The sequence below is a fragment of the Streptomyces sp. NPDC059740 genome (assembly GCF_042733155.1).
Classification (GTDB): Bacteria; Actinomycetota; Actinomycetes; order Streptomycetales; family Streptomycetaceae; genus Streptomyces.
Genome location: NZ_JBHWGP010000015.1, coordinates 104,970 through 125,639, shown reverse-complemented (window position 1 = coordinate 125,639; position 20,670 = coordinate 104,970). Strand labels below are relative to the sequence as shown.

At 74.0% G+C, this 20,670-nt stretch carries 17 protein-coding genes; 6 read left to right on the top strand and 11 right to left on the bottom strand.

Going from position 1 to position 20,670, the window contains the following annotated elements:
* The first annotated feature begins 34 nt into the window (after nt 1–34).
* On the top strand, nt 35–1,624 hold the full coding sequence (locus tag ACFV3R_RS19600; RefSeq protein WP_385584187.1) for a 3' terminal RNA ribose 2'-O-methyltransferase Hen1: 1,590 nt from the start codon (nt 35–37) through the stop codon (nt 1,622–1,624).
* Nucleotides 1,621–4,191 carry a polynucleotide kinase-phosphatase gene (locus tag ACFV3R_RS19595; RefSeq protein ID WP_385584184.1) on the top strand — a complete coding sequence of 857 codons (2,571 nt, stop codon included), beginning with the start codon at nt 1,621–1,623 and terminating at the stop codon, nt 4,189–4,191. The genes ACFV3R_RS19600 and ACFV3R_RS19595 overlap by 4 nt, the downstream gene beginning before the upstream one ends.
* A 159-nt stretch (nt 4,192–4,350) precedes the next feature.
* On the opposite strand, the gene ACFV3R_RS19590 is transcribed toward ACFV3R_RS19595, so the two are convergent.
* Nucleotides 4,351–4,935, bottom strand: a complete 585-nt coding sequence (locus ACFV3R_RS19590; protein ID WP_385584181.1) for an isochorismatase family protein — start codon at nt 4,933–4,935, stop codon at nt 4,351–4,353.
* A 201-nt stretch (nt 4,936–5,136) separates the two neighbouring features.
* On the opposite strand from ACFV3R_RS19590, the gene ACFV3R_RS19585 reads away from it, so the two are divergent.
* Complete coding sequence (locus tag ACFV3R_RS19585; protein ID WP_385584179.1) at nt 5,137–6,132, top strand: GlxA family transcriptional regulator; 996 nt, start codon at nt 5,137–5,139, stop codon at nt 6,130–6,132.
* A gap of 54 nt (nt 6,133–6,186) precedes the next feature.
* Here the strand turns inward: ACFV3R_RS19585 and ACFV3R_RS19580 are convergent, their stop codons facing one another.
* The 8 genes from ACFV3R_RS19580 to ACFV3R_RS19545 form a co-directional block, all read right to left on the bottom strand.
* A complete protein-coding gene (locus ACFV3R_RS19580; protein ID WP_385584176.1) occupies nt 6,187–7,155 on the bottom strand; it encodes an ACP S-malonyltransferase in 969 nt (322 codons plus the stop codon).
* A gap of 8 nt (nt 7,156–7,163) precedes the next feature.
* Complete coding sequence (locus ACFV3R_RS19575) at nt 7,164–7,826, bottom strand: malonate decarboxylase holo-ACP synthase (RefSeq protein ID WP_385584172.1); 663 nt, start codon at nt 7,824–7,826, stop codon at nt 7,164–7,166.
* 62 nt (nt 7,827–7,888) lie between these two features.
* Nucleotides 7,889–8,716 carry a biotin-independent malonate decarboxylase subunit gamma gene (gene mdcE / locus ACFV3R_RS19570; protein ID WP_385584169.1) on the bottom strand — a complete coding sequence of 276 codons (828 nt, stop codon included), beginning with the start codon at nt 8,714–8,716 and terminating at the stop codon, nt 7,889–7,891.
* A complete protein-coding gene (locus ACFV3R_RS19565; RefSeq protein WP_385584167.1) occupies nt 8,713–9,603 on the bottom strand; it encodes a biotin-independent malonate decarboxylase subunit beta in 891 nt (296 codons plus the stop codon). The genes mdcE and ACFV3R_RS19565 overlap by 4 nt, the downstream gene beginning before the upstream one ends.
* Nucleotides 9,600–9,890 (bottom strand): malonate decarboxylase acyl carrier protein, encoded by a 291-nt coding sequence (gene mdcC, locus ACFV3R_RS19560; protein WP_385584164.1) that lies wholly within the window; start codon nt 9,888–9,890, stop codon nt 9,600–9,602. The genes ACFV3R_RS19565 and mdcC overlap by 4 nt, the downstream gene beginning before the upstream one ends.
* A 4-nt stretch (nt 9,891–9,894) precedes the next feature.
* Nucleotides 9,895–10,923 carry a triphosphoribosyl-dephospho-CoA synthase gene (locus tag ACFV3R_RS19555; protein WP_385584161.1) on the bottom strand — a complete coding sequence of 343 codons (1,029 nt, stop codon included), beginning with the start codon at nt 10,921–10,923 and terminating at the stop codon, nt 9,895–9,897.
* 5 nt (nt 10,924–10,928) lie between these two features.
* Complete coding sequence (mdcA, locus tag ACFV3R_RS19550) at nt 10,929–12,542, bottom strand: malonate decarboxylase subunit alpha (RefSeq protein WP_385584158.1); 1,614 nt, start codon at nt 12,540–12,542, stop codon at nt 10,929–10,931.
* Nucleotides 12,543–12,572: 30 nt separating this feature from the next.
* On the bottom strand, nt 12,573–13,991 hold the full coding sequence (locus ACFV3R_RS19545; RefSeq protein WP_385584155.1) for an amidase: 1,419 nt from the start codon (nt 13,989–13,991) through the stop codon (nt 12,573–12,575).
* A gap of 180 nt (nt 13,992–14,171) precedes the next feature.
* Here ACFV3R_RS19545 and ACFV3R_RS19540 point away from each other — a divergent pair, with 180 nt between their 5' ends.
* Entirely contained in the window at nt 14,172–14,927 is a 756-nt protein-coding gene (locus ACFV3R_RS19540; protein ID WP_385584152.1) for a FadR/GntR family transcriptional regulator, read from the top strand.
* Nucleotides 14,928–15,030: 103 nt separating this feature from the next.
* Here ACFV3R_RS19540 and ACFV3R_RS19535 read toward each other — a convergent pair whose 3' ends face one another.
* Nucleotides 15,031–16,614, bottom strand: coding sequence for an FMN-binding glutamate synthase family protein (locus tag ACFV3R_RS19535; protein ID WP_385584149.1), 1,584 nt, complete (start codon nt 16,612–16,614; stop codon nt 15,031–15,033).
* Between the two features lie 98 nt (nt 16,615–16,712).
* Nucleotides 16,713–18,164: an MFS transporter gene (locus ACFV3R_RS19530; protein ID WP_385584146.1), complete on the bottom strand. Its 1,452-nt coding sequence runs from the start codon at nt 18,162–18,164 to the stop codon at nt 16,713–16,715.
* Between the two features lie 94 nt (nt 18,165–18,258).
* On the opposite strand from ACFV3R_RS19530, the gene ACFV3R_RS19525 reads away from it, so the two are divergent.
* Both ACFV3R_RS19525 and ACFV3R_RS19520 read left to right on the top strand, forming a co-directional pair.
* The gene (locus ACFV3R_RS19525) at nt 18,259–19,002 is read left to right on the top strand and encodes a TetR/AcrR family transcriptional regulator (protein ID WP_385584143.1); all 744 of its coding nucleotides are present in this window, start codon (nt 18,259–18,261) and stop codon (nt 19,000–19,002) included.
* 216 nt (nt 19,003–19,218) lie between these two features.
* Nucleotides 19,219–20,430: an FAD-dependent monooxygenase gene (locus ACFV3R_RS19520; RefSeq protein ID WP_385584139.1), complete on the top strand. Its 1,212-nt coding sequence runs from the start codon at nt 19,219–19,221 to the stop codon at nt 20,428–20,430.
* Nucleotides 20,431–20,670 lie beyond the last annotated feature (240 nt).

Here is a 20,670-nt window from a genome sequence, read left to right as displayed (position 1 = left end):
CGCAGCTCAGAGGACCTATTCAAGGTAGACCCACGTGTTCTTGACGATCACCACCACCGGCACCCCGGAACGTGACGCCACCGACCTCGGCTTCCTGCTGCACAAGCACCCCGGGCGGGCCCAGGCGTTCTCGACCTCCTACGGCACGGCACATGTCTTCTACCCCGAGGCGACCGCCGAGCGGTGCACGGCCGCGTTGCTGCTGGAGGTCGATGCGGTGGCACTGGTCCGCCGCGGCAAGGGGAAGGGGCATGGTGGCGCACCGGACGCGGCGCTCGCCCAGTACGTCAACGACCGCCCCTACGCGGCGTCCTCGCTGCTCGGCGTGGCGCTGGGCGGGGTGTTCTCCAGCGCGATGAAGGGCCGGTGCACCGCCAGGCCGGACCTGCCGGTCCGCTGCCTGCCGCTGCGCATCGAGGTGCCCGCACTGCCCGCACGAGGCGGCGCCGCGCTCGTCCGCGCGCTCTTCGAGCCGCTCGGGTGGCAGGTGGCCCTCGACGTCGTCCCGCTGGACGAGCAGTTCCCCGAGTGGGGCGACTCCCGTTACGTACGCCTGGTGCTGGACTCGGAGGAACTGACCCTGGCCGAGGCGCTGCGCCACCTCTACGTGCTGCTCCCCGTCCTCGACGACGCCAAGCACTACTGGGTGACGGCCGACGAGGTCGACAAGCTGCTGCGCGCGGGCGAGGGCTGGCTGCCCGGGCACCCCGAGCAGCAGCTGATCACCAGCCGCTACCTCGCCCGGCGCTGGTCGCTGACCCGAGCCGCCCGCGAGCGGCTGGAGATGGTGCGGCTCGCGGAGTCCGACGACACCGAGGTCGAGCGGATCGACAACGCGGTGACCGAGGAGCCGGATCCCGAGCAGAGGAGCACCCGGGAGCCGGCCACGGACGGCGCGGCCCCGGAGATCGCGACCACGGTGAACGCGGCCCGGCGGAACGCGACGGCCGAGGAGGCCGGCACCGGGGAGACCGGCACCCACGAGAAGCCGGTGTCGCTCGCCGTCCGTCGGCGGGAGGCGATCCTCGCGGCGCTGCACGCCTGTGGTGCCTCGCGCGTCCTCGACCTCGGCTGCGGACAGGGCCAGTTGGTGCAGGCGCTGCTCAGGGACGTCCGGTTCGAGGAGATCGTGGGTCTCGACGTGTCGGTGCGGGCACTCACCGTCGCCGCCCGGCGGCTGAAGCTGGACCGGATGGGGGAGCGCCAGGCAGGGCGGGTCACGCTCCTGCAGGGATCACTCGCCTACACCGACAGACGCCTCAGGGGATACGACGCCGCCGTGCTGAGCGAGGTCGTCGAACACCTCGACCTGCCGCGGCTGCCGGCGCTGGAGTACGCCGTCTTCGGCTCGGCCCGCCCGCGGACGGTGATCGTGACGACGCCGAACGTGGAGTACAACGTCCGCTGGGAGACGCTCCCCGCCGGCCACGTCCGGCACGGCGACCACCGCTTCGAATGGACCCGGCAGGAGTTCCGGGAATGGGCCGACCGGGTGGCCGGGCGGCACGGCTACGCCGTGGAGTTCACACCCGTCGGCCCCGACGACCCCGAGGTGGGGCCGCCGACCCAGATGGCCGTGTTCACGCTGACCACACCGTCCACGAAGGAGGAGAAGGCCGCATGAGCGACACCACCGTCACCCAGGGGCGCGTCCTGCCCGTCACCGACCTCTCCCTCGTGGTGCTGGTCGGCGCCTCCGGCTCGGGCAAGTCCACCTTCGCCCGGCGCCACTTCACACCGACCGAAGTCCTCTCCAGCGACTTCTGCCGGGCTCTGGTCGCCGACGACGAGAACGACCAGAGCGCCAGCAAGGACGCCTTCGACGTCCTCCACCACATCGCGGGCACGCGGCTCGCCGCCGGACGCCGGACCGTCGTGGACGCCACGAGCGTGCAGCAGGACAGCCGCCGACCGCTCGTCGAACTCGCCCGGAAGCACGACGTGCTGCCCATAGCCATCGTGCTGGACGTCCCCGAGGAGGTGTGCGCCGCACGCAACGCCGCACGCGCCGACCGAGCCGCCATGCCGCGCCGCGTCATCCAGCGGCACACCCGCGAACTGCGCCGCTCCCTGCGGCACCTGGAGCGCGAGGGGTTCCGCAAGGTGCACGTCCTGCGGGGCGTGGCCGAGGTCGAAGCCGCCGTCGTCCGGACCGAGAAGCGCTTCAACGACCTGACCCACCTCAGCGGACCGTTCGACATCATCGGTGACGTCCACGGCTGCGCCACCGAACTGGAGACGCTGCTCGCCAGGCTCGGCTACGTCGACGGATCGCACCCCGAGGGCCGCACGGCCGTCTTCGTCGGCGACCTGGTCGACCGCGGACCGGACACCCCCGGCGTGCTGCGGCGCGTGATGTCCATGGTCGCGGCAGGCGACGCGCTGTGCGTCCCCGGCAACCACGAGAACAAGCTCGGCCGCCACCTGGCCGGGCGCCGGGTCCAGCACACCCACGGACTCGCCGAGACCGTGGCGCAGCTGGCCGAGGAGGACGACGCCTTCCGGGCCCGGGTCAGGGAGTTCGTCGAGGGCCTCGTCAGCCACTACGTCCTGGACGGCGGCCGGCTCGTGGTCTGCCACGCCGGGCTGCCCGAGAAGTACCACGGCCGCACCTCGGGCCGGGTGCGCTCGCACGCGCTGTACGGCGACACCACCGGTGAGACCGACGAGTTCGGGCTGCCGGTGCGCTACCCGTGGGCGGAGGACTACCGCGGCCGGGCGGCCGTGGTCTACGGCCACACCCCGGTCCCCAGGGCCACCTGGCTGAACAACACCATCTGCCTGGACACCGGTGTCGTCTTCGGCGGCAGGCTCACCGCACTGCGCTGGCCGGAGCGCGAACTCGTCGACGTACCGGCCGAGCAGGTCTGGTACGAGCCGACCAGGCCGCTCGCGACCGAAGCGCCCGGCGGACACGAGGGCCGGCCGCTGGACCTGGCGGACGTACACGGCCGACGGGTCGTCGAGACCCGGTACGCCGGACGGGTGTCCGTCCGCGAGGAGAACGCGGCGGCGGCCCTGGAGGTCATGAGCCGCTTCGCCGTGGACCCGAGGCTGCTCCCCTACCTGCCGCCGACCATGGCGCCGACCGCGACCTCCCACCGCGACGGCTACCTGGAGCACCCCGCCGAGGCGTTCGCCCAGTACCGCGAGGACGGGGTGGCCCGCGTCGTGTGCCAGGAGAAGCACATGGGGTCCCGGGCGGTGGCACTGGTGTGCCGCGACGCCGCAGCGGCGGCGGAGCACTTCGGGGCGGAGGGACCCACGGGCGCGCTGTACACCCGCACGGGCCGGCCCTTCTTCGACGACCCCGCCGCCACCGAGGAGGTCCTCGGGCGGCTGCGAACCGCCGTCACCGAAGCGGGGCTGTGGCAGGAACTCGCCCCTCCCGGCAGTGCCGGTGGTGCGGTCGACTGGCTGCTGCTCGACGCGGAGCTGATGCCCTGGTCGTTCAAGGCCTCCGGGTTGCTGCGCCGGCAGTACGCGGCGGTCGGCGCCGCCTCCGGCGCCGTCTTCCCCGGGGTGCTGGCCGCGCTGGAGGCGGCAGCGGCGCGCGGGGTCGACCTCGGCGACCTGCCGGCCCGGCAGCGCGGGCGTGCCGCGGACGCCGAGGCGTTCACCTCGGCCTACCGGCGCTACTGCTGGACCACGGACGGCCTGGAAGGGGTGCGGCTCGCACCGTTCCAGCTCCTGGCCGTGCAGGGACGCAGCCTCGCCACGCTGCCCCACGACGAGCAGCTCGCCCTGATCGACCGGCTGGTGGAGCACGACGCGAGCGGTCTGATGCAGACCACCCGACGACTCCTCGTCGACACCGGGGACCCGGAGTCGGTGCAGGCCGGAATCGAGTGGTGGCTGGAGATGACCGGCCGCGGCGGCGAGGGCATGGTCGTCAAGCCGGTCGGGGCGGTGGTGCGCGACGGGCGGGGACGGCTGGTGCAGCCCGGTATCAAGTGCCGGGGACGGGAGTACCTGCGGATCATCTACGGCCCGGAGTACACCCGCCCGGAGAACCTCGCACGACTGCGCCGACGCCTCCTCCACCACAAGCGGTCCCTGGCCGTCCGCGAGTACGCGCTGGGGCAGGAGGCCCTGGACCGGCTCACGGCGGGCGAACCGCTGTGGCGGGTGCACGAGGCGGTGTTCGCCGTCCTGGCCCTGGAATCGGAACCGGTGGACCCGCGGCTGTAGACCGCTGCCGTCTCCTTCCCGGCCGCCGCCGGCGGGAAGGAGACGGCAGGGGCCGGCGGGCCGGCTCGGTCTGCCGGCCCCGCCCGAGGGGCCCCGCGGCCCACCGGGGGCTCTCCCGCCCGAGTGCTTCCGCGCCCTCCGCCCTCCCGGCAACGGGCGTCACAGGAGTTCCCCCACCGTCGCCACCACGACCCCGTACAGGTCGGCGACGGTGGCGAGGGCACCCTGGTGCACCTGGGCGGCTGCGAGGTCGGTACCGGCCACCGGCAGCGAGCGGGTGGCGGTGGCCTCGGCGACGACCGTGGGACGGTTGCCGCGCAGGAAGGCGCCCTGTGCGGTGAACGCCACGCACATGTGCGTCATCCAGCCGGCGATGACGACGTCCTGCCCCTCGGGAACGTGCGTGGCCAGGTCGGTCCCGTGGAAGGCGTCCGGGGCCTGCTTGACGACGACCGGCTCACCGTCGACCGGGGTGAGGCGGGGGTGGATCTGCCCGATCTCGGCCCGGATGTCGTACGGGGTGCCCTCGCCGCCGTCGTGGACGACGTGCACGACCCTCGTACCCTCCGCACGGGCCCGGGCCAGCAGGCGCGCGGCGGCGTCGAGAGAGGCCTCCCAGCCTTCGAGCTCCAGCACACCGCGGGTGTAGGTGTTCTGGAAGTCGACCAGGATCAGCGTCGACCCGGCGAGCCGGGCAGGGCTCTGGTCGAAGCCGTTGAGCTCGCGCAACGTCGTTCCGGACATGGGGATACCGCCTTCGTGAGAGTTCGGGGAGGGCAGCCCCGGTGAGGTGGTGGGCTGCGGGTCTCACGCTATGAGGCCCCCGTGATGTCGGCAATGACGGCTAACATGCAGAAACAGACACGACGCCAACGGGGATCGTGCCGGCAGCAGTTGTGCCACCGGACGGGGCGTCGTGACGAGGACCGGCCGAGGGGGACCGTGGTGGACATCGGCAGGAGACGCGTCGTCATCGTGCTCTTCGAGGGCGTCGACCTGCTCGACGTGACCGGACCGCCGGAGGTCTTCTCGCTGGCCCGGCGGGAGAGCGGCGAGGCGGCGGGCTACGACGTCGTCCTCGCCGCCGAGACCACGGACCCCGTCACGACCGGCGCCGGAGTCCGCGTCCTGCCGGACATCACCTTCCGGCAGGCCGCGGCCGAAGCCATCGACACCCTCCTCGTACCCGGCGCGGTCGAGGTCGACGGTGAGCGCCGGGTGCACGCCCTGGTCGACCCGGTGCTGGTCGACCGGGTGCGCGTCCTCGCCGGCCGGGCCCGCAGGACCGCCTCCGTCTGCGTCGGAGCCCACCTCCTGGCCGCCGCCGGACTTCTCGACGGCCGCCGCGCCACCACCCACTGGTCCACCGCGCCGCAGCTGGCAGCGGAGCACCCCGCCGTCCGCGTCGACCCCGACCCGATCTTCATCCGCGACGGCACGGTGTGGACCGGAGCCGGCATCAGTGCCTGCCTCGACCTGACGCTGGCACTGGTCGCCGACGACCTGGGCGAGGCCCTCGCGCTGCGGGTGGCCCGGCAGCTGGTGATGTACGTCAAACGCCCCAGCGGCCAGAGCCAGTTCAGCGTCCCGCTGGAACAGGTCTCCACCACCCGGCGCATCGAGGAACTGCGCCACCACATCCTGCGCCACCTCGACCGGCCGCTGACGGTCGCGGACCTCGCCGCACACGCCCACGTCAGCGACCGGCACCTCACCCGGCTGTTCCAGGCCGAACTGGGCATGACCCCGCACACCTACGTCGAGTCGGTGCGCGTGGAGAAGGCCCGCCACCAGCTGGAGAGCTCGGACGCCACCCTCGAACGCATCGCCTCGGGCTGCGGGTTCGGCTCGACCGACACCCTGGTGCGGGCCTTCCGGCGCCGGCTGAACACGACGCCGACGGAGTACCGCAGCAGGTTCAGAGCGGCGTCGCCCGGGTGACGTCCTCGGGGTGACCCGGCCCGGCCGCCGCCTGCCCGTCGCCCCGGCGGCCGGTCAGCCCCGCCCACCGCCGAGCAGTACCACCGCCGAGTCCACCCCGCCCTCCGCCACGGCCAGGGAGCGCACGTCGGGGAACGCGCCGGCGGCGAGACGGGTGAGGGTGGTGCCCGGTGGTGCCTCGACGAACAGCCGCACGCCGCGCTCGTACAGGGCTGTGGTGGCGTCGTGCCAGCGCACCGGTCGCGCGGTGCTCTCGGCGAGGTCCTCGGCCACCTGCCGGGCGGTGCGCAGGACCCGGCCGGTCAAATCGGCGGCGTAGCCGTGGCGCGGGCGGCTGAGACGCCCGGCGTCCGCCAAGGCTCGCAGTTCCGCGGCGAGCCGGTCGCGCACCGGAGCCATGAGGGGGCAGTGGGCCGGCACCGGGACGGCGAGGGCCACCGCCTTCCGCGCGCCCGCCGCACGCGCCGCCGCCACCACGCGCCGCAGCGCCTCCCGCGGCCCGGACACGGTCACCTGGTCGGGGGCGTTGACGTTGGACGGGTAGGCGCGGCACCCCTCGGGCCCGGACGCCTCGGCGAGCCGGGCCACGCGGCTCTCGGGCAGCCCGGTCAGGGCGACCATGCCGTGGCCGCGGTCCGGCGGGAAGAGCTCGGCCATCGACTCGCCCCGCAACCGCACCAGACCAAGCGCGTCGGGGAAGGACAGCACTCCCGCCGCCACCGCTGCGGTGAACGCACCGACGGAGTGGCCGGCGACCTGCTCCCAGGCCGCGCCCCGCTCCTCCAGGGTGCGGAAGGTCGCGGTTCCGGCGACGAGGAGGGCGAGTTGGACGGCGGTGGTGTCCGAGGCCATCGCCGTCGGGCCGTCCAGTGCGTCACTCCCGTCGTCGCCGGGACCCACCCGGCGGCCGAGCAGTTCGGCGGCCTCGGCCAGGGTGCGGTCGGTGGCGGGCCCGGGCGGCAGCCGGTGGAGCATGCCGGCGACCTGTGCACCCTGACCGGGGAAGAGCAGTGCGCTGTCCATGATCTCCTTCAGGCGGGGGAGGGGAGGCTCGGGTTCCAAGGGCACCTGGTCAGCACGGGGCCGGCCGGGGTGCGCAGGAGCACCGGGCCCTCGCCGCGCGCGTACTCGCCGAGCGCGACCGCCCCGTGTCCCGTCTCCAGCAGGGCGTCGGCCCGCACCGGGAGGCCGTGGAGGAGGCGGACGAGACGCCGGGCCGTCCCGGGCGCCAGGGGGTGCTCAGCCCGCAGGACGAGGTCGAGGTCGCTGCCGGGTGTGGTCGTCGGTGCGCCGCTGGCCAGCTCGAACCCGACGCTGCCGCCCGGCCCCCACGGCAGGCCGAAGGGGGCGAGCAGCGCGGCGGCGGCGGGCAGGGCCCGCAGCGCGGGCAGGGCGGTGCTCCGGTGCGCCCCGAGCCGGTCCACACGGGACGGCAGGTCCTCCGGGGCGAGGCGCTGCTCCACGGCGGCGGGGTCGACCCAGGCCGCCAGCCGCTCGGCCCGGGTGGCACCCCGGACCCCCACCGCCACCCGGCCGTCCGGTGCCGGAGCCGCCCGGCGCACCACCACCCACGGGGTACGGCGCAGGGCCCGTCCCGCCCAGTCCGGCAACGGGCCTCCGGTGGCCTCCGGGCCCTCGCAGGCCGTCAGGTTGCGCGACGGGTCGGTGATCCGCAGCAGGTCGTGTACGCGCATCGGTTCTCCCCTCTCCACTGGTGCCCGCTCCGGGCGGCTCTCGGTGCCTGCGGCGTCCGGGGTCAGTCCTCCCACTGGGCGGCCAGCCGGCGGCGGACCTCCAGCGAGGGCCCGCGGCGCTCGCGGGCGCCCTCGGAGGCCAGCCGGACGGACAGGTCCCCAGGACCGGTGAGGATGTCCGCGACGGTACGGGCCAGCGCCTCGGTGAACCTCGCGACGTCCTCCGGGGCGGGTGTGTCGGGGCGCGCGACGGTGAGGAGTTCGTGCACCGCGCCGAGGGTGGCGAAGGTGGCGCCGTCGTAGGCGGTGGCCGGGACCCGGCGGGCCGCCTCCTCCAGCTCGGCGACGGTGCGCTGGGTGACCCGGGCCGCGGACTCCTTCGACATCGCCTGCACCTGCACGGCGTCGTCGGCCAGCGCCAGGATGCGGTGGGCCTGCAGGCCGTGGGCGAGGAAAGCGCCGGAGATCGCCTTGCCGACGAGGAGAGCGACCACCGGGTGACCGGCGAGCCGGGCGGCGGAGTACGCGTCGACGGCGGCGGCGAGGGCCTGGTGGATGCCGAGCAGCTCCTCCTGGTAGCCGTACGCCTGCGAGGGGGCGTCCACCACGGCGACCAGGGTGCGCGGGGTGCCGCTGCCGGCGTCGGCGGTGACCGCCTCGCGCACGGCGGCGGCCAGCCCCCAGCCCTCGTCCAGGCCGATCTCACCGCCACGGGCCCGGGGGCGGCGGGCCCGCGGGTCGGGCCGGGTGGCCAGCACGCGTGCCGGACGGCCGGCGAGGGTGGTGTCGGCGACGAGGAGGGAACCGGTTGTGGGGGCGGCGGCGCCGGTGAGGGCGGTGAACCACCGCTCACCGCGGGTGGCGGTACGGGGGGTTTCGGGGGCGGTCATGCCTGCTGCTCCTCGGTGTCGTGCTGCTTCTCGCCGCGGCCGTCGGCGGTGCCCCAGGCGGCGCGGAGCCACTGCGGGTCCAGGGCAAGGGCCGGGTCGGCCCCGGCCAGGCGACGGGTGAACTCCTCGACGCGGGCGCTGCGGCACTCGGCGTCGGGGCGGGGGCCGCGGGCGAAGACGGCACGGACCGCGTCGCGGACCGCGGTGGTGTCGTCCGGCACGAGGACGTCGGCGAGGCCTACGGCGGTGCGCTGGCTGCCGCCGGAGTAGGCCCAGATCATGCCGCGGTCGCGGGAGTCGAGCTCGGCCACACCGGCCTCGTTCTCGATGACCTCGGGTCCGTTGAGCGCCAGCCGGCCGGCGGCCGTCATCACCAGGTCGCTGCAGAGCCCCGCGGCGATGCCCATGCCGCCGTAGGCGCCGATCATGCCGGTGATCACGCCGACGACGGGGACGTGCCGGCGCAGCGCGGCGATGGCGGCATGGATCTCGGCGATCGCCAGCAGCCCGAGATTGGCTTCCTGGAGGCGGATGCCACCGGTCTCCAGCAGCAGCACGGGACGCACCGGGCGGCCCGACCCGGCGTCGCGCAGGGCCAGTTCGAGCGCCCCGGCGATCTTCGCTCCGGACACCTCGCCGATGCCGCCGCCCTGGAAGTCGCCGTCGACGGCCAGGACCACGGCCCGCTCACCGTCCAGGGTGCCGCGGGCGACGACCACGCCGTCGTCGGACTGCGGGGTGATGCCCTGCGCCAGGAGGTGGGGTGAGGCCAACTGCTCGAAGGGGTCGATCAGTTCGCGGAACGTCCCCTTGTCGAGGAGGGCACGGGCGCGTTCGCGTGCGGTGAGTTCGGTGACCGGGTCGCGGTCGGTGAGGGCGGGGCTCATGCGGCGATCTCCTTGAGCTGGGCCAGGCGCAGCGCGACGGTTCCGGGGGTGGCTCCGGCATCGTTGACGGTCAGGTCGGCGGCGAGCGGTGTCCGGGCGAAGAAGGCGTCCAGGACCTGCTGCCAGATCGGGCCGAATCCGTCGACGCTGGTGGTGACGGTCACCGTGGCCCGTCCGTCGGTGCGGGGCACGGCCAGGATCTCCAGGTCGCCGGAGGCCACCACACCCACCCGTGCCCGCCGGGCGGCGGGGGCGGGGGAGGCGAAGTCGTAGGTGAGTTTCTCCATCGGGTCAGGACTCCTCGTGAGGTGGTGGGGGAGCGGGGTGGTGGGTGAGGGCGGCGGGACCACCGCGTGCGGCGGGGCGGACGGGGCCGTGGTGCTCGTCGTGGCTCCCGAGGCCGCCGAGTACCGCACGGCCCTGGCGACCGGAGTGCCGGCCGGCCCCGTCGAGCCCGTCCAGGAGGAGCGTGGCCGCGAGCAGGTCGGCGCAGCCGCCGGGAGAGAGGCGCTCGGTGCGCAACTGCTCGTCGAGCGCGGCCAGGGCGGTCCGGCCGGACGGGGTGGCGGCGCCCCCGGCCGCCAGCACGCGGCGTGCGCCCTGCTGGACCGTGGCCAGTCCCGCCGGGCCGCCGCGGTGCAGCACGCAGGTGTCGTCGAGGCGGGCCATCAGGGCGAGCAGGGCGTCCAGGCGGGCCGTGGCGGTGGTGGCGCCGGCGCTGCGCGCGGCCCGCAGCGCCGGCAGGGCGACGTCGGTGACGTGGGGGAACGCCGCGCGGGCCTGGCCGCGGGCGCCGTGCACACCGTAGTCGGCGTGCACGGCAGCGCCGTGGGTGCGGGCTGCGTCCGCCGGGCAGGCGGTGTCCGGGTGGCGGGCGATCGCGGCGGCCCGGGCGGCGACCTCGCGAGCGGAGGGGCGGCCCGGGGGGAGGGCGGCGCCGGCGACGAGCAGGCCCAGCGCCCAGATCGCGCCGCGGTGGGTGTTGACCCCGCCGGTGGTGACCATCATGCGGGCCTCCGCGGCGCGTCCCAGCGCGGCCAGTTCCTCCCGCAGCGCCTGCGAGGCGTGGCCGTGGCGGTGCGCGGCCCGGGCCATCTCGGCGAACCCGTCGCGGAGGGTGCCGGCCGAGGCGCGGAGCAGCGCCAGGTCCATGTCGTGGTGGGCGCCACCGCCCCGGGCGTCCACCAGGCCCGGCTTCGGGGTGAGTTCGGCCTCTGCCACCAGGGCGGCGTGGGCGGCGTCGGCGAGGGCCTCGGCGGACGGGGCCGCCTGCGGTGGTGTACCGGGCCGGGGCCGCCCGGTGGGGGGTGCGAGGGTCACGGGGCTCACCAGCTCCGGAACTTCGACGGCGGTTGGTAGAGGCCGCCGGACCACTCGACGAGGTCCTCGACCGAGCGCGCGGCGAGCAGGGAGCGGCGGGCGTCGGTGCGGCGCACACCCAGGTCCTCGGGGGAGGCGATGATCCCGGCGCGGTGCAGTGCGGCGTCGTGCTTCCGGTCGCGGGCCCGGCCGAGTTCGGTGGCGCCGGCCGCCCAGGCGACGGCCTGGCGGCGTTCGGCCAGGTCACGGCACTTGTAGAGGTAGGCGACGCCGTTCTCGGTGACGAGGTGGGTCACGTCGTCGCCGTAGATCATGACGGGCGTGACGGGCAGTCCGGCCTCGCGTCCCACCCGGACGGCGTCCAGCGACTCCACGAAGTGCGGCAGCCCCCGTTCACCGAAGGTCTCCACCATCTGGACGACGAGCTTCCGGCCGCGGCCCCCCTCGGACCCGGCGAGGTTCAGCCAGGCCGGTGAGGAGTGGCGGCGGCCGTGCGGGCTGTAGCCGAGGTTGGGGGCGCCGCCGAAGCCGGAGATCCGCCCGGAGGTGACGGTGGAGGAGTTGCCGTCGGCGTCGATCTGCAGGGTCGAGCCGATGAACATGTCGTTGGCGTAGAGGCCGGCGGTCTGCGCGGCCATGCGGTTGGAGCGCATGGTGCCGTCCGGGCCGACGGGGAAGATCTCCGGGTGGGCCGCGCAGTAGTCGGCCATCCCCACCTCGCCGCCGAACGGCATGATCGAGCGGACCCAGCCGCTCTCGATGGCGGGGATCAGGGTGGGGTGGGGGTTGAGGGCGAAGTCGCGGCAGATCCGGCCCTTCAGCCCCAGCGACTCGGCGTAGGTCGGCAGCAGCAGTTCGACGGCGGCAGTGTTGAAGCCGATGCCGTGGTTGACGGAGACGACCTCGTGGCGTTCGTAGACACCGCGGATGGCGAGCATCGCCATGAGGATCTGCACGTCGGTGATCTTGCGGGGGTCGCGGGTGAAGAGCGCCTCGAGCTGGTAGGGGCGGTCGGCGGGCACCACGACGTCGACCCAGTCGCCGGGGATGTCCACGCGCGGCAGTTCGCCGCTCTCGACCAGCTCGTTGACCTGGGCCACCACGAGCCCGCCCCGGAAGGCAGCGGTCTCGCAGGTCACCGGGGTGTCCTCGGTGTTGGGCCCGGTGTACAGGTTGCCCTCCCGGTCGCCCTTCTCGGCGGCGACCAGGGAGACCTGCGGGAAGAGGTCGAGGTACATGCGGGCGTACAGCTCGAGGTAGGTGTGGATGGCGCCGACCTTGAGCGTGCCCTCGGACATCATCTGGGCGACGCGCAGCGACTGCGGGCCGGAGTAGGCGAAGTCGGCGCGCTCGGCGATGCCGTCCTCGAAGAGGTCCAGGTGTTCGGGGCGGGTCAGACAGGACATCACCATGTGGAGGGAGTGGACGCGGCCGGGGTCGACCCGGGCGAGGGAGCGGGAGAGGAAGTCGGCCTGCTTCTGGTTGTTGCCCTCCAACGCCACCCGGTCGCCGGGTTCGAGGACTTCCTGGAGGGCGTCCACGGTGCGGTCGGTCGGCAGGACCTTGCCGGTCAGCAGCGGCGCGATCCGCTCCAGGCGTCGGGACTTGGGGGTGGTCATGGGGGATTCTCTCCTTGCGGGGCGGCGGGTCTACAGGGCGAGCGCGGGGTGGCGGCGCCAGGCCCCGGTCGCGGTCTCCACGGCGTGGGCGAGTTGCAGGACGCCGAAGTCGTCACCGTGGCGGCCGATGACCTGGAGGCCGATCGGAAGTCCGGCCCCGGTGAAGCCGAAGGGCACGGAGGCGGCAGGGTTGCCGGTGAGGGAGATGCGCGAGCAGATCCGCATCCACTCCCGGTAGTACGACTGCCGGACGCCGGCCACCTCGCGCGGCCAGGGCTCGTCGACGGGGAACGGCGGGAGCTGCACCACGGGGGCGATGAGGAACTCGTGGTCGGCCAGGAAGGCGTGCATGCGGTCGTGGGCCGCGGCGCGCAGCGTCTCGGCGCGGCCGAGGTCGTCGACGGTGAGCCGCAGGCCCTGCTCGATCTCCCACACCACGCTCTCGCCGAACTGGTCGGGGTGGAGACGGTAGGTGTCGGCGTGGGCCCCTCGGTAGTAGGCGGCCCGCATGATGTCGAAGGCCTCGTCCGCGCCGCTCAGGTCGGGTTCGGCGGGTCCGAGGGAGGCACCGAGGGTGTCGGCGAGCAGGATCCGGGCGGGCGCCATGGCGGCGGTGACCTCGGGGTCGACGGGGAGGCCGCCGAGCGTGTCGGACCAGGCGATCCGCACGCCGGTGAAGTCCCGGTCCAGGGGCGCGGCGAAGTCCGCCTCGGGCGCCCCGAGCAGGGAGCGGCTGTCGGGCCGTGCGAGGACCTGCATCAGCAGGGCGACGTCGCCCACGGTGCGGCCCATCGGGCCGTACTGGGCCAGGGTGAAGACCGGACGGGGATTGGGCCACAGCGGCACCCGCCCGGTGCTGGGACGCAGGCCCACGACGTTGTTCCAGCAGGCGGGGTTGCGCAGGGAACCGGCCATGTCGGAACCGTCGCAGAGCGCGGCCATGCCGGTGGCGAGCGCCACGGCCGCGCCGCCGGATGACCCACCGCAGGTCAGGGTCGGGTCGTAGGCGTTGCCGGTGGCGCCGAAGACCCGGTTGTAGGTCTGCGAGCCGGTGCCGAACTCGGGCGTGTTGCTCTTGCCCGTGGTGACGGCGCCCGCGGCCACCATGCGCTCCACCACGAGGGTGTCGCGCTCCGGCACGTGGTCGGCGGTGAGCGGCGAGCCGTAGGTGGTGCGGATGCCGGCGGTGTCGGCCAGGTCCTTGTGGACGACCGGCAGGCCGTGGAGCGGGCCGAGCACCCGGCCCTTCGCCACGGCGCGGTCGGCGCGCTCCGCCAGTCTGCCGGCGTGCTCCGGCACGAGCGTGACCACGGCGTTGAGCTGCGGGTTGACCTTCTCGATCTGCTCCAGGTGCGCGTCGAGCACCTCGCGGGCGGAGACCTCGTGGCTGGTCATCATGGCGACGAGGTCGCGGGCGGAGCGCAGGACGAGATCCGTGCGGTCGGACATGGCGTCGGTCCCTTTCGGCTCTGACGTGGGTGCACGCCGGGCGGCCCGGAACCGAGCAGGACCGGCGGGGCGACCAGGTGGAAATTGGCTAGGCCACCTGGCCACGTGACCACCATAGCTACACTGGGGGTGCACGGGGCAAGCCCCCCGGACCACCACCACCCGACGGAAGGACGCGATGTGTCGGACGCGCTGAGCCCGATCACCCGCACCCGCCTGCCCGAACAGCTCGCGGAGCGCCTCCGCGCCTACGTGCGGGAAGCGGGCCTCACGGTCGGTGACCGGTTGCCCGCCGAGCGGGACATCGCGGCACGGCTGGGCGTCAGCCGGGTGTCGGTGAAGCAGGCGCTGCTGATCCTGGAGGTGCAGGGCGCCATCGCCACCCGGCAGGGCGGTGGCAGCTACCTGCTCCGCGAGGGCGCCGAGAGCCCCGAGAGCGTGGCCCAGCTCGCCGAGCGCCGCAGTCGGCTCCCCGAGGCGCTGGAGGCGCGGCACGCCCTGGAGGTGAAGTTCGCACAGCTCGCCGCGGTCCGCCGCACCGAGGCGGACCTGACCGTCATGGAGGAGGCGCTGGCGGCGATGGCAGCCGAGATCGAGGCGGGCGGCCTCGCCGAGGAACCCACCCGCCGCTTCCACGAGGCCGTCTACGCCGCGGCGCACAACCGCGTCCTGGCCGCGCTCATGGACCAGTTCGCGCCCTACGTCACCGAGACCCGCAAGGAGTCCCTGCGGCAGCCCGGCCGGCCGGCCCGTTCCCTCGCCGAGCACCGCGCCCTGCTCGACGCGGTGCGCGCAGGCGACCCGGCCGCCGCGGTGGCCGCCGCCGACACCCACATGGCCACGATCGCGGAAGTGCGCCTGCTGGACTGGTCGCCGGAGGAGGGCGTCGCCTGTCCTGAGCCCTACCTGGGGGAGCCGGGCGCCTACCGCCCCTGACGCGGCCCCCGCCCACCCGCCGCGGGCGGCGTCCGGTGGGCATCGTCACCGGGTGGACGCCGGCGGCCTCCGGCCGCCGACCCCGCGCCCGGGGCGCGGCACCTCAGAGCGTGAACCGGTCCGGGTCGGCGGCCTCCCAGTCCGCGGCCCACGACTCGGGCGGGCCGGCCAGCAGCTCTCCGGGTGCGAGCCGGTCGTACAGCTCGGCGAAGGACCGCACCGTGCCCGCGTCGACGCGTCGGCGCAGCATGTGGGGTTGCAGTTCGGCCGGATCGTGGACGCCCATCGAGGCCATGATCTGCAGGGCGCTCTTGACGGTCGCCTCCTGGAAGCGCTGCACCCGCTGCGACTTGTCGGGCACGTCCAGCGCGCGGGCGCGCTTCGGGTCCTGCGTGGTCACGCCGGTCGGGCAGGTGTTGGTGTGGCACCGCTGCGCCTGGATGCAGCCCACCGCGAACATCATCGCGCGGGCGGCGTTGAGGTAGTCGGCGCCCTGCAGCATCCGTTTGACCATGTCGGTCCCGGTGGCCACCTTGCCGCTGGCGCCGATCCGCACCCGGTCTCGCAGTCCGGTGCCGACCAGGGCGTTGTGGACGGTGTTCAGCCCTTCGGTCAGCGGCATCCCGAGGTGGTCGGCGAACTCCAGCGGTGCCGCGCCGGTGCCGCCCTCGGCACCGTCCACCACGACGAAGTCCGGCGTCACCCCCTCCTCGCGCATCGCCTTGCAGACCGCCAGGAACTGGGCGCGTGACCCGGGGCAGAGCTTGAACCCGGTCGGCTTGCCACCGGCCAGCTCCCGCATCTCGGCCAGGAACCGGACCAGCTCGCGCGGCGTGGAGAAGACCTCGTGGTACGGCGGCGAGATGACGGTGCGGCCCTCGGGCACCCCTCGGACGCGGGCTATCTCCGCGTTCACCTTGCCGCCGGGCAGCACCCCGCCGATCCCCGGCTTGGCGCCCTGGGAGAGCTTCAGCGACACGCACCGGACGTGGTCGTGCGCGGCCTTGTCCGCGAACTGCCGCCGGTCGAAGCCGCCGTCCTCGGTGCGGCAGCCGAAGTAGCCGGTGCCGATCTCCCACACCAGGTCACCGCCGGGCCGCAGGTGGTACTCGGAGAGGCCGCCCTCGCCGGTGTCGTGGGCGAACCCCCCCAGGGCCGCACCCGTGTTGAGGGCGAGGACCGCGTTGGCGGAGAGGGAGCCGAAGCTCATCGCCGAGACGTTGAGCAGCGCCATATCGTACGGTTTGCGGCAGTCGGGGCCGCCCACCCGCACCCGGGGCGGGTCCTCGCGGACCGGCACCGGGGCCATGGAGGGTGTGAGGTACTCGTACCCCTCGGCGTAGGTGTCGCGCTCGGTGCCGAACGGCTCCTCCGCGTCGACGCCCTTGGCCCGCTCGTAGACGATCGACCGGGTGTCGCGGTCGTAGGGCCGGCCGTCGAAGTTGCGCTCCACGAAGTACTGCTGCAACTCGGGCCGCAGCCCCTCCAGCGCGAAGCGCAGATGCCCCAGCACCGGGTAGTTCCGCAGCACCGAATGGCGCTTCTGCACGAGGTCGAAGACGGCGAGAGCGGCCGTCGCGCCGCACAGGACCACGGCGATCCACCACAGGGGCGAGAGGAGGACCGCGAGGCAGACGGCCACGGCGGTCAGCAGCGCGGGCAGGCAGGCGGCACCGATGCGGAACATACCGCCCGTCTGTCCCGGCCCCGCCCCCTCATGCCCGTCGGGCCGGTTCTGCGGCGGGCGTCACCCTCGCCGGGCCGGCACCGGCCGGGGCGGGCCGGTCAGGCCGGGCCGTGTGCCTGCTGGGCGTGCCGGGGCAGCAGGCCCACCAGGAGCAGCGTCAGGAGGTTCAGGCCCGCCACGAGGGCGAAGACCAGCTCCGCGGCGTCGAGGCGGGACCGCGGGGACGGGTGGTGCCCGGCGTGGGCGAGGAAGAGCGTGCCGAGGGCGGCGACGCCGATGGCGCCGGCGAACTGCTGGACGGCGTTGAGCAGGCCGGCGCCGGTACCGACCTCCTCGGTGGTGGCGTCGCCGATGATGAAGTCGACCAGCGGGACGAAGACCAGCCCCGAGCCGAAGCCGGTCAGCAGCAACGCGGGGGCCAGCCTGAGGAAGGTGAGGCCGGTGCCCCAGTGCGCGACGGTCAGCCACAGGCCCAGCAGCCCGATGACGGCGACGGCCAGGCCGAGGTGCAGGGTGGCGCGGCCCAGCTTCTCGGCGAGCACGGCACCGGCGAGCAGGACGGCGACGGCGGTGCCCAGCGCCCAGGGGATCAGCGTGAGGCCGGTGTGCAGCGGCGTCCAGCCCAGGCCCTGTTGCAGCAGCAGGTTGACGACGAGGACGAACGCGCTCAAAGACGCGTGGAATCCGGCCACGATCACCAGGCCGACGACGAAACTGCGCTTGCGGAACAGCGTCGGAGTGATGACCGGGTGGTCGCTGCGGCGCTGGGAGACGACGAACAGGACGAGCAGGGCGACCGCTGCGGCCAGCATGAGGTACGTCCAGGCGGGCCAGCCGAGCTCGCGTCCCTGGATGAGCGGGACGATCAGAAGAGCCGAGGCCGCGGTGAGCAGTCCGACGCCGGTGAGGTCGAGGCGGGCCGCCGGGTCCTCGCCGCCGCGGTGCGGAAGGACACGCACGCCGAGTCCCAGGGCGGCGAGACCGAACGGGACGTTGATCAGGAAGATGGAGCGCCACTGACTGCCGAAGAGGTCCAGGTGGAGCAGCCAGCCGGCGAGGATGGGGCCGCCCACCATGGTCAGGCCCATCAGCGGGCCGATCGGGGTCAGCGCCCTGCGCAGGTGCCGGGGCGGGAAGACGACCTTCACCAGTGCCATGCCCTGCGGGATCATGACCGACCCGCACAGCCCCTGCAGGGTGCGGGCCACGATGAGGAAGACCGTGCCGGGGGCGAGGCCGCAGGCCAGTGAGGTCAGGGTGAAACCGGTCATGCCCAGCAGGAACAGGCGACGGCGACCGAGCAGGTCCCCGAGCCGGCCCGAGGTGACCAGGCCGAGTGCGAAGGCCGCGGTGTAGGCGCTCAGCACCCACTGCACCGTGCCCTCTCCGCCGCCGAGGTCCGCGCGGATGGACGGGCCGGCGAGGTTGGCGACGCTGGAGTCGATCAGATCCATGATGTCGGCCGCCACGACGACGACCAGGACGAGCCACGCGGTGCGCAGCGGCAGCGTGGACGTGGGCGCCCGGGGTGGGCGCTGGGTAATAGTCACGAACACCGTTCTACATACGATCGCTGTTCGCTGCAAGGCGAACGCCGTTCTGATTCATGCGGAACGCTGTTCGCCGGCTGGCTAGACTTTCCTCATGTCACCGACTCCACAGGAACGGCGCGCAGCGCGGCACCAGCTCGGCACCGGTGCGGCAGCGCCCGCGACGCGGCGAGGGCCGTCCGGCGGCCGGAAGAAACCGATCACGGTCGACGCCATCATCAGCACCGCGTTCGGCATCGTGGAGCGGGAGGGGTACGACGCGCTCACGATGCGGCGTCTGGCCGCCGTGCTGGAGACCGGGCCGTCCTCGCTCTACGCCCACGTGGTCAACAAGGAGGACCTGGACGAGCTGCTCATCGGCCGTCTGTGTGCCGAGGTCGAGCTGCCGGAGCCGGACCCCGCGCAATGGCGGCAGCAGATCGCCTGGATCTGCACCCGGCTGCGTGACCAGTACCTGCGGTACCCGGGCATTTCCCAGGCCGCCTTCGCCGCCGCCCCCGCCAACCTGGACACCCTGCGTGTCGGTGAGGGGATGCTCGCCGTCCTGCTCGCCGGGGGTATCGAGCCGCAGGCCGCCGCCTGGGCGATCGACTCGCTGATGCTCTACGTCAACGCCTACAGCCTCGAGTTCTCGCTGGCGAGTGGACGGCTCGGCCGCGGCGAGGACTGGGTCGTCAGCCGCGAGGAACTGCTGCGCCGGTTCGCCGCGCTGCCCGCCGGCTTCCCCCAGACCAGGCGCTACGCCACCGAGCTCACCGCCGGCACGCCCCACGAGCGCTTCGACTTCACCGTCGGCGTGATGATCGACGGGCTCACGGCCGCACGCCGGGAGGGGTGAGCGCGCCCCACGGCTGCGGCCTCGGCCGCCCTCGCCTGCTGTCGTCGCGGGGGCCGGGCCCCGCCCCTCCCCGGGCCCGGTCCGCGTGCCGTTCCGCCTCCCTCCTCGGTTATCCGACACCCGTCCGGTTGTCGAGCCCGGACTCACACCACACCGTGATGCGGATTGCTATCGTTTGGGCGATTTGTCCTTGTCGATGGTGCCCAGGAGTGCTCGATGAAGGTTGTCTGTGTCGGAGGTGGCCCTGCGGGCCTGTACTTCTCCCTCCTCATGAAGCGGCAGGACCCCGCCCACCAGGTCGCCGTCCTGGAGCGCGACGAGGCGGGTGCCACCTACGGGTGGGGGGTCACCTACTGGCGTGCGCTCATCGAGGAACTCGACGCGCACGACCCGGTCTCCGCCGCCACCATCCGCAGGAGTTCGGTCTGCTGGCAGGGCGGGACGGCGCACGTCGGCCAGGCCGTCGTCCACCAGGAGGGCGACCAGGGGCACGGCATCGGTCGCCACCGCCTGCTGGAGATCCTCACCGACCGGGCCCGCGAACTGGGCGTGCACGTGGAACACCGCCGGGAGGTGTCTGCGCCAGGCGACCTCCCCGAGGCGGACCTCGTCGTCGCGGCGGACGGCGTGCGGAGCCGGCTGCGGCAGGCCGGCGCCGAGCACTTCGGCCCGCTCGAGACCGCCGGCCGGAACACCTACCTCTGGCTGGGCACCACCAGGGCCTTCCCGACCTTCACCTTCGCCTTCCGGGACACCCCCCGCGGTTGGATCTGGTGCTACGCCTACCCGTTCGACCAGGAGCAGGGCACCTGTGTGGTGGAGTGCGCGCCCGAGACGGCGCGGGGGCTGGGGCTGGACCAGTGTTCGGCGGCCGAGGGGCTGGCGCTGATGGAAGAACTCTTCGCCGACCCGCTCCAGGGCCACCGCCTCACCACGCGACAGGTGTCCGGCGGCCGACTGCCCTGGCAGACCTTCCGCACCCTGACCAACCGCACCTGGCACCACGGCAACCTGGTACTGCTCGGCGACGCGGCCCACACCACGCACTACTCGGTGGGGGCCGGCACCACCCTCGCCCTCCAGGACGCCGCGGCCCTCGCCCGCGCGCTTCAGGGCGGCGGCGACCTGGACGTCGCCCTGGCCGCCTACGAGTCGGAGCGGAAGGCCGCCCTCCTGCCGGTGCAGAGCGCCGCCCGCTACAGCGCCCAGTGGTACGAGAACCTCCCGCGCTACCTGCGCCTGCCCCCTGAGCAGATGTTCGCGCTGCTCGGCCAGCGGCACTCGCCGCTGCTGCCCTACGTGCCACCCCAGTGGTACTACCGGCTGGACCAGGCCGCCGACAGTCTGCAGACGCTCAAGAAGATCAAGCGGTGGGTCGGCCCCCGGGTCGCCGGCGCGCTCCAGGGCCGCTCCCGCACGCACGTGTGACCTCGGCGGCCCCGCGCCCGGACCCGCCTGGTCCGTGCCGGGGGCCGGCCCCCCGTCCTCGCGGGACCCCGTCGTCGCGCGGACCCCGGGCGTCCGCAGTCGCAGGCTGCCCGGGAGTGCCGCCGCCGGCCCCACCTCGTCGCGGTACCGCTTTCCCCGTGTCCCACCTATTGACGTGCCCATGGCGCACTTCTAGCGTGGCAAGCGCTTTCCGTCCCTGAGTCGCACTCCCCCGCCTGC

What these genes read in the sequence shown, in the direction of transcription:
- ACFV3R_RS19595 (WP_385584184.1), top strand. Translation starts at nt 1,621, where the DNA reads ATGAGCGACACCACCGTCACCCAGGGGCGCGTCCTGCCCGTCACCGAC.
- mdcC (WP_385584164.1), bottom strand. Translation starts at nt 9,890, where the DNA reads ATGGAGAAACTCACCTACGACTTCGCCTCCCCCGCCCCCGCCGCCCGG.
- ACFV3R_RS19575 (WP_385584172.1), bottom strand. Translation starts at nt 7,826, where the DNA reads ATGCGCGTACACGACCTGCTGCGGATCACCGACCCGTCGCGCAACCTG.
- ACFV3R_RS19520 (WP_385584139.1), top strand. Translation starts at nt 19,219, where the DNA reads ATGAAGGTTGTCTGTGTCGGAGGTGGCCCTGCGGGCCTGTACTTCTCC.
- ACFV3R_RS19535 (WP_385584149.1), bottom strand. Translation starts at nt 16,614, where the DNA reads ATGTTCCGCATCGGTGCCGCCTGCCTGCCCGCGCTGCTGACCGCCGTG.
- ACFV3R_RS19545 (WP_385584155.1), bottom strand. Translation starts at nt 13,991, where the DNA reads ATGTCCGACCGCACGGATCTCGTCCTGCGCTCCGCCCGCGACCTCGTC.
- ACFV3R_RS19580 (WP_385584176.1), bottom strand. Translation starts at nt 7,155, where the DNA reads ATGGACAGCGCACTGCTCTTCCCCGGTCAGGGTGCACAGGTCGCCGGC.
- mdcE (WP_385584169.1), bottom strand. Translation starts at nt 8,716, where the DNA reads ATGACCGCCCCCGAAACCCCCCGTACCGCCACCCGCGGTGAGCGGTGG.
- ACFV3R_RS19525 (WP_385584143.1), top strand. Translation starts at nt 18,259, where the DNA reads ATGTCACCGACTCCACAGGAACGGCGCGCAGCGCGGCACCAGCTCGGC.
- ACFV3R_RS19590 (WP_385584181.1), bottom strand. Translation starts at nt 4,935, where the DNA reads ATGTCCGGAACGACGTTGCGCGAGCTCAACGGCTTCGACCAGAGCCCT.
- mdcA (WP_385584158.1), bottom strand. Translation starts at nt 12,542, where the DNA reads ATGACCACCCCCAAGTCCCGACGCCTGGAGCGGATCGCGCCGCTGCTG.
- ACFV3R_RS19565 (WP_385584167.1), bottom strand. Translation starts at nt 9,603, where the DNA reads ATGAGCCCCGCCCTCACCGACCGCGACCCGGTCACCGAACTCACCGCA.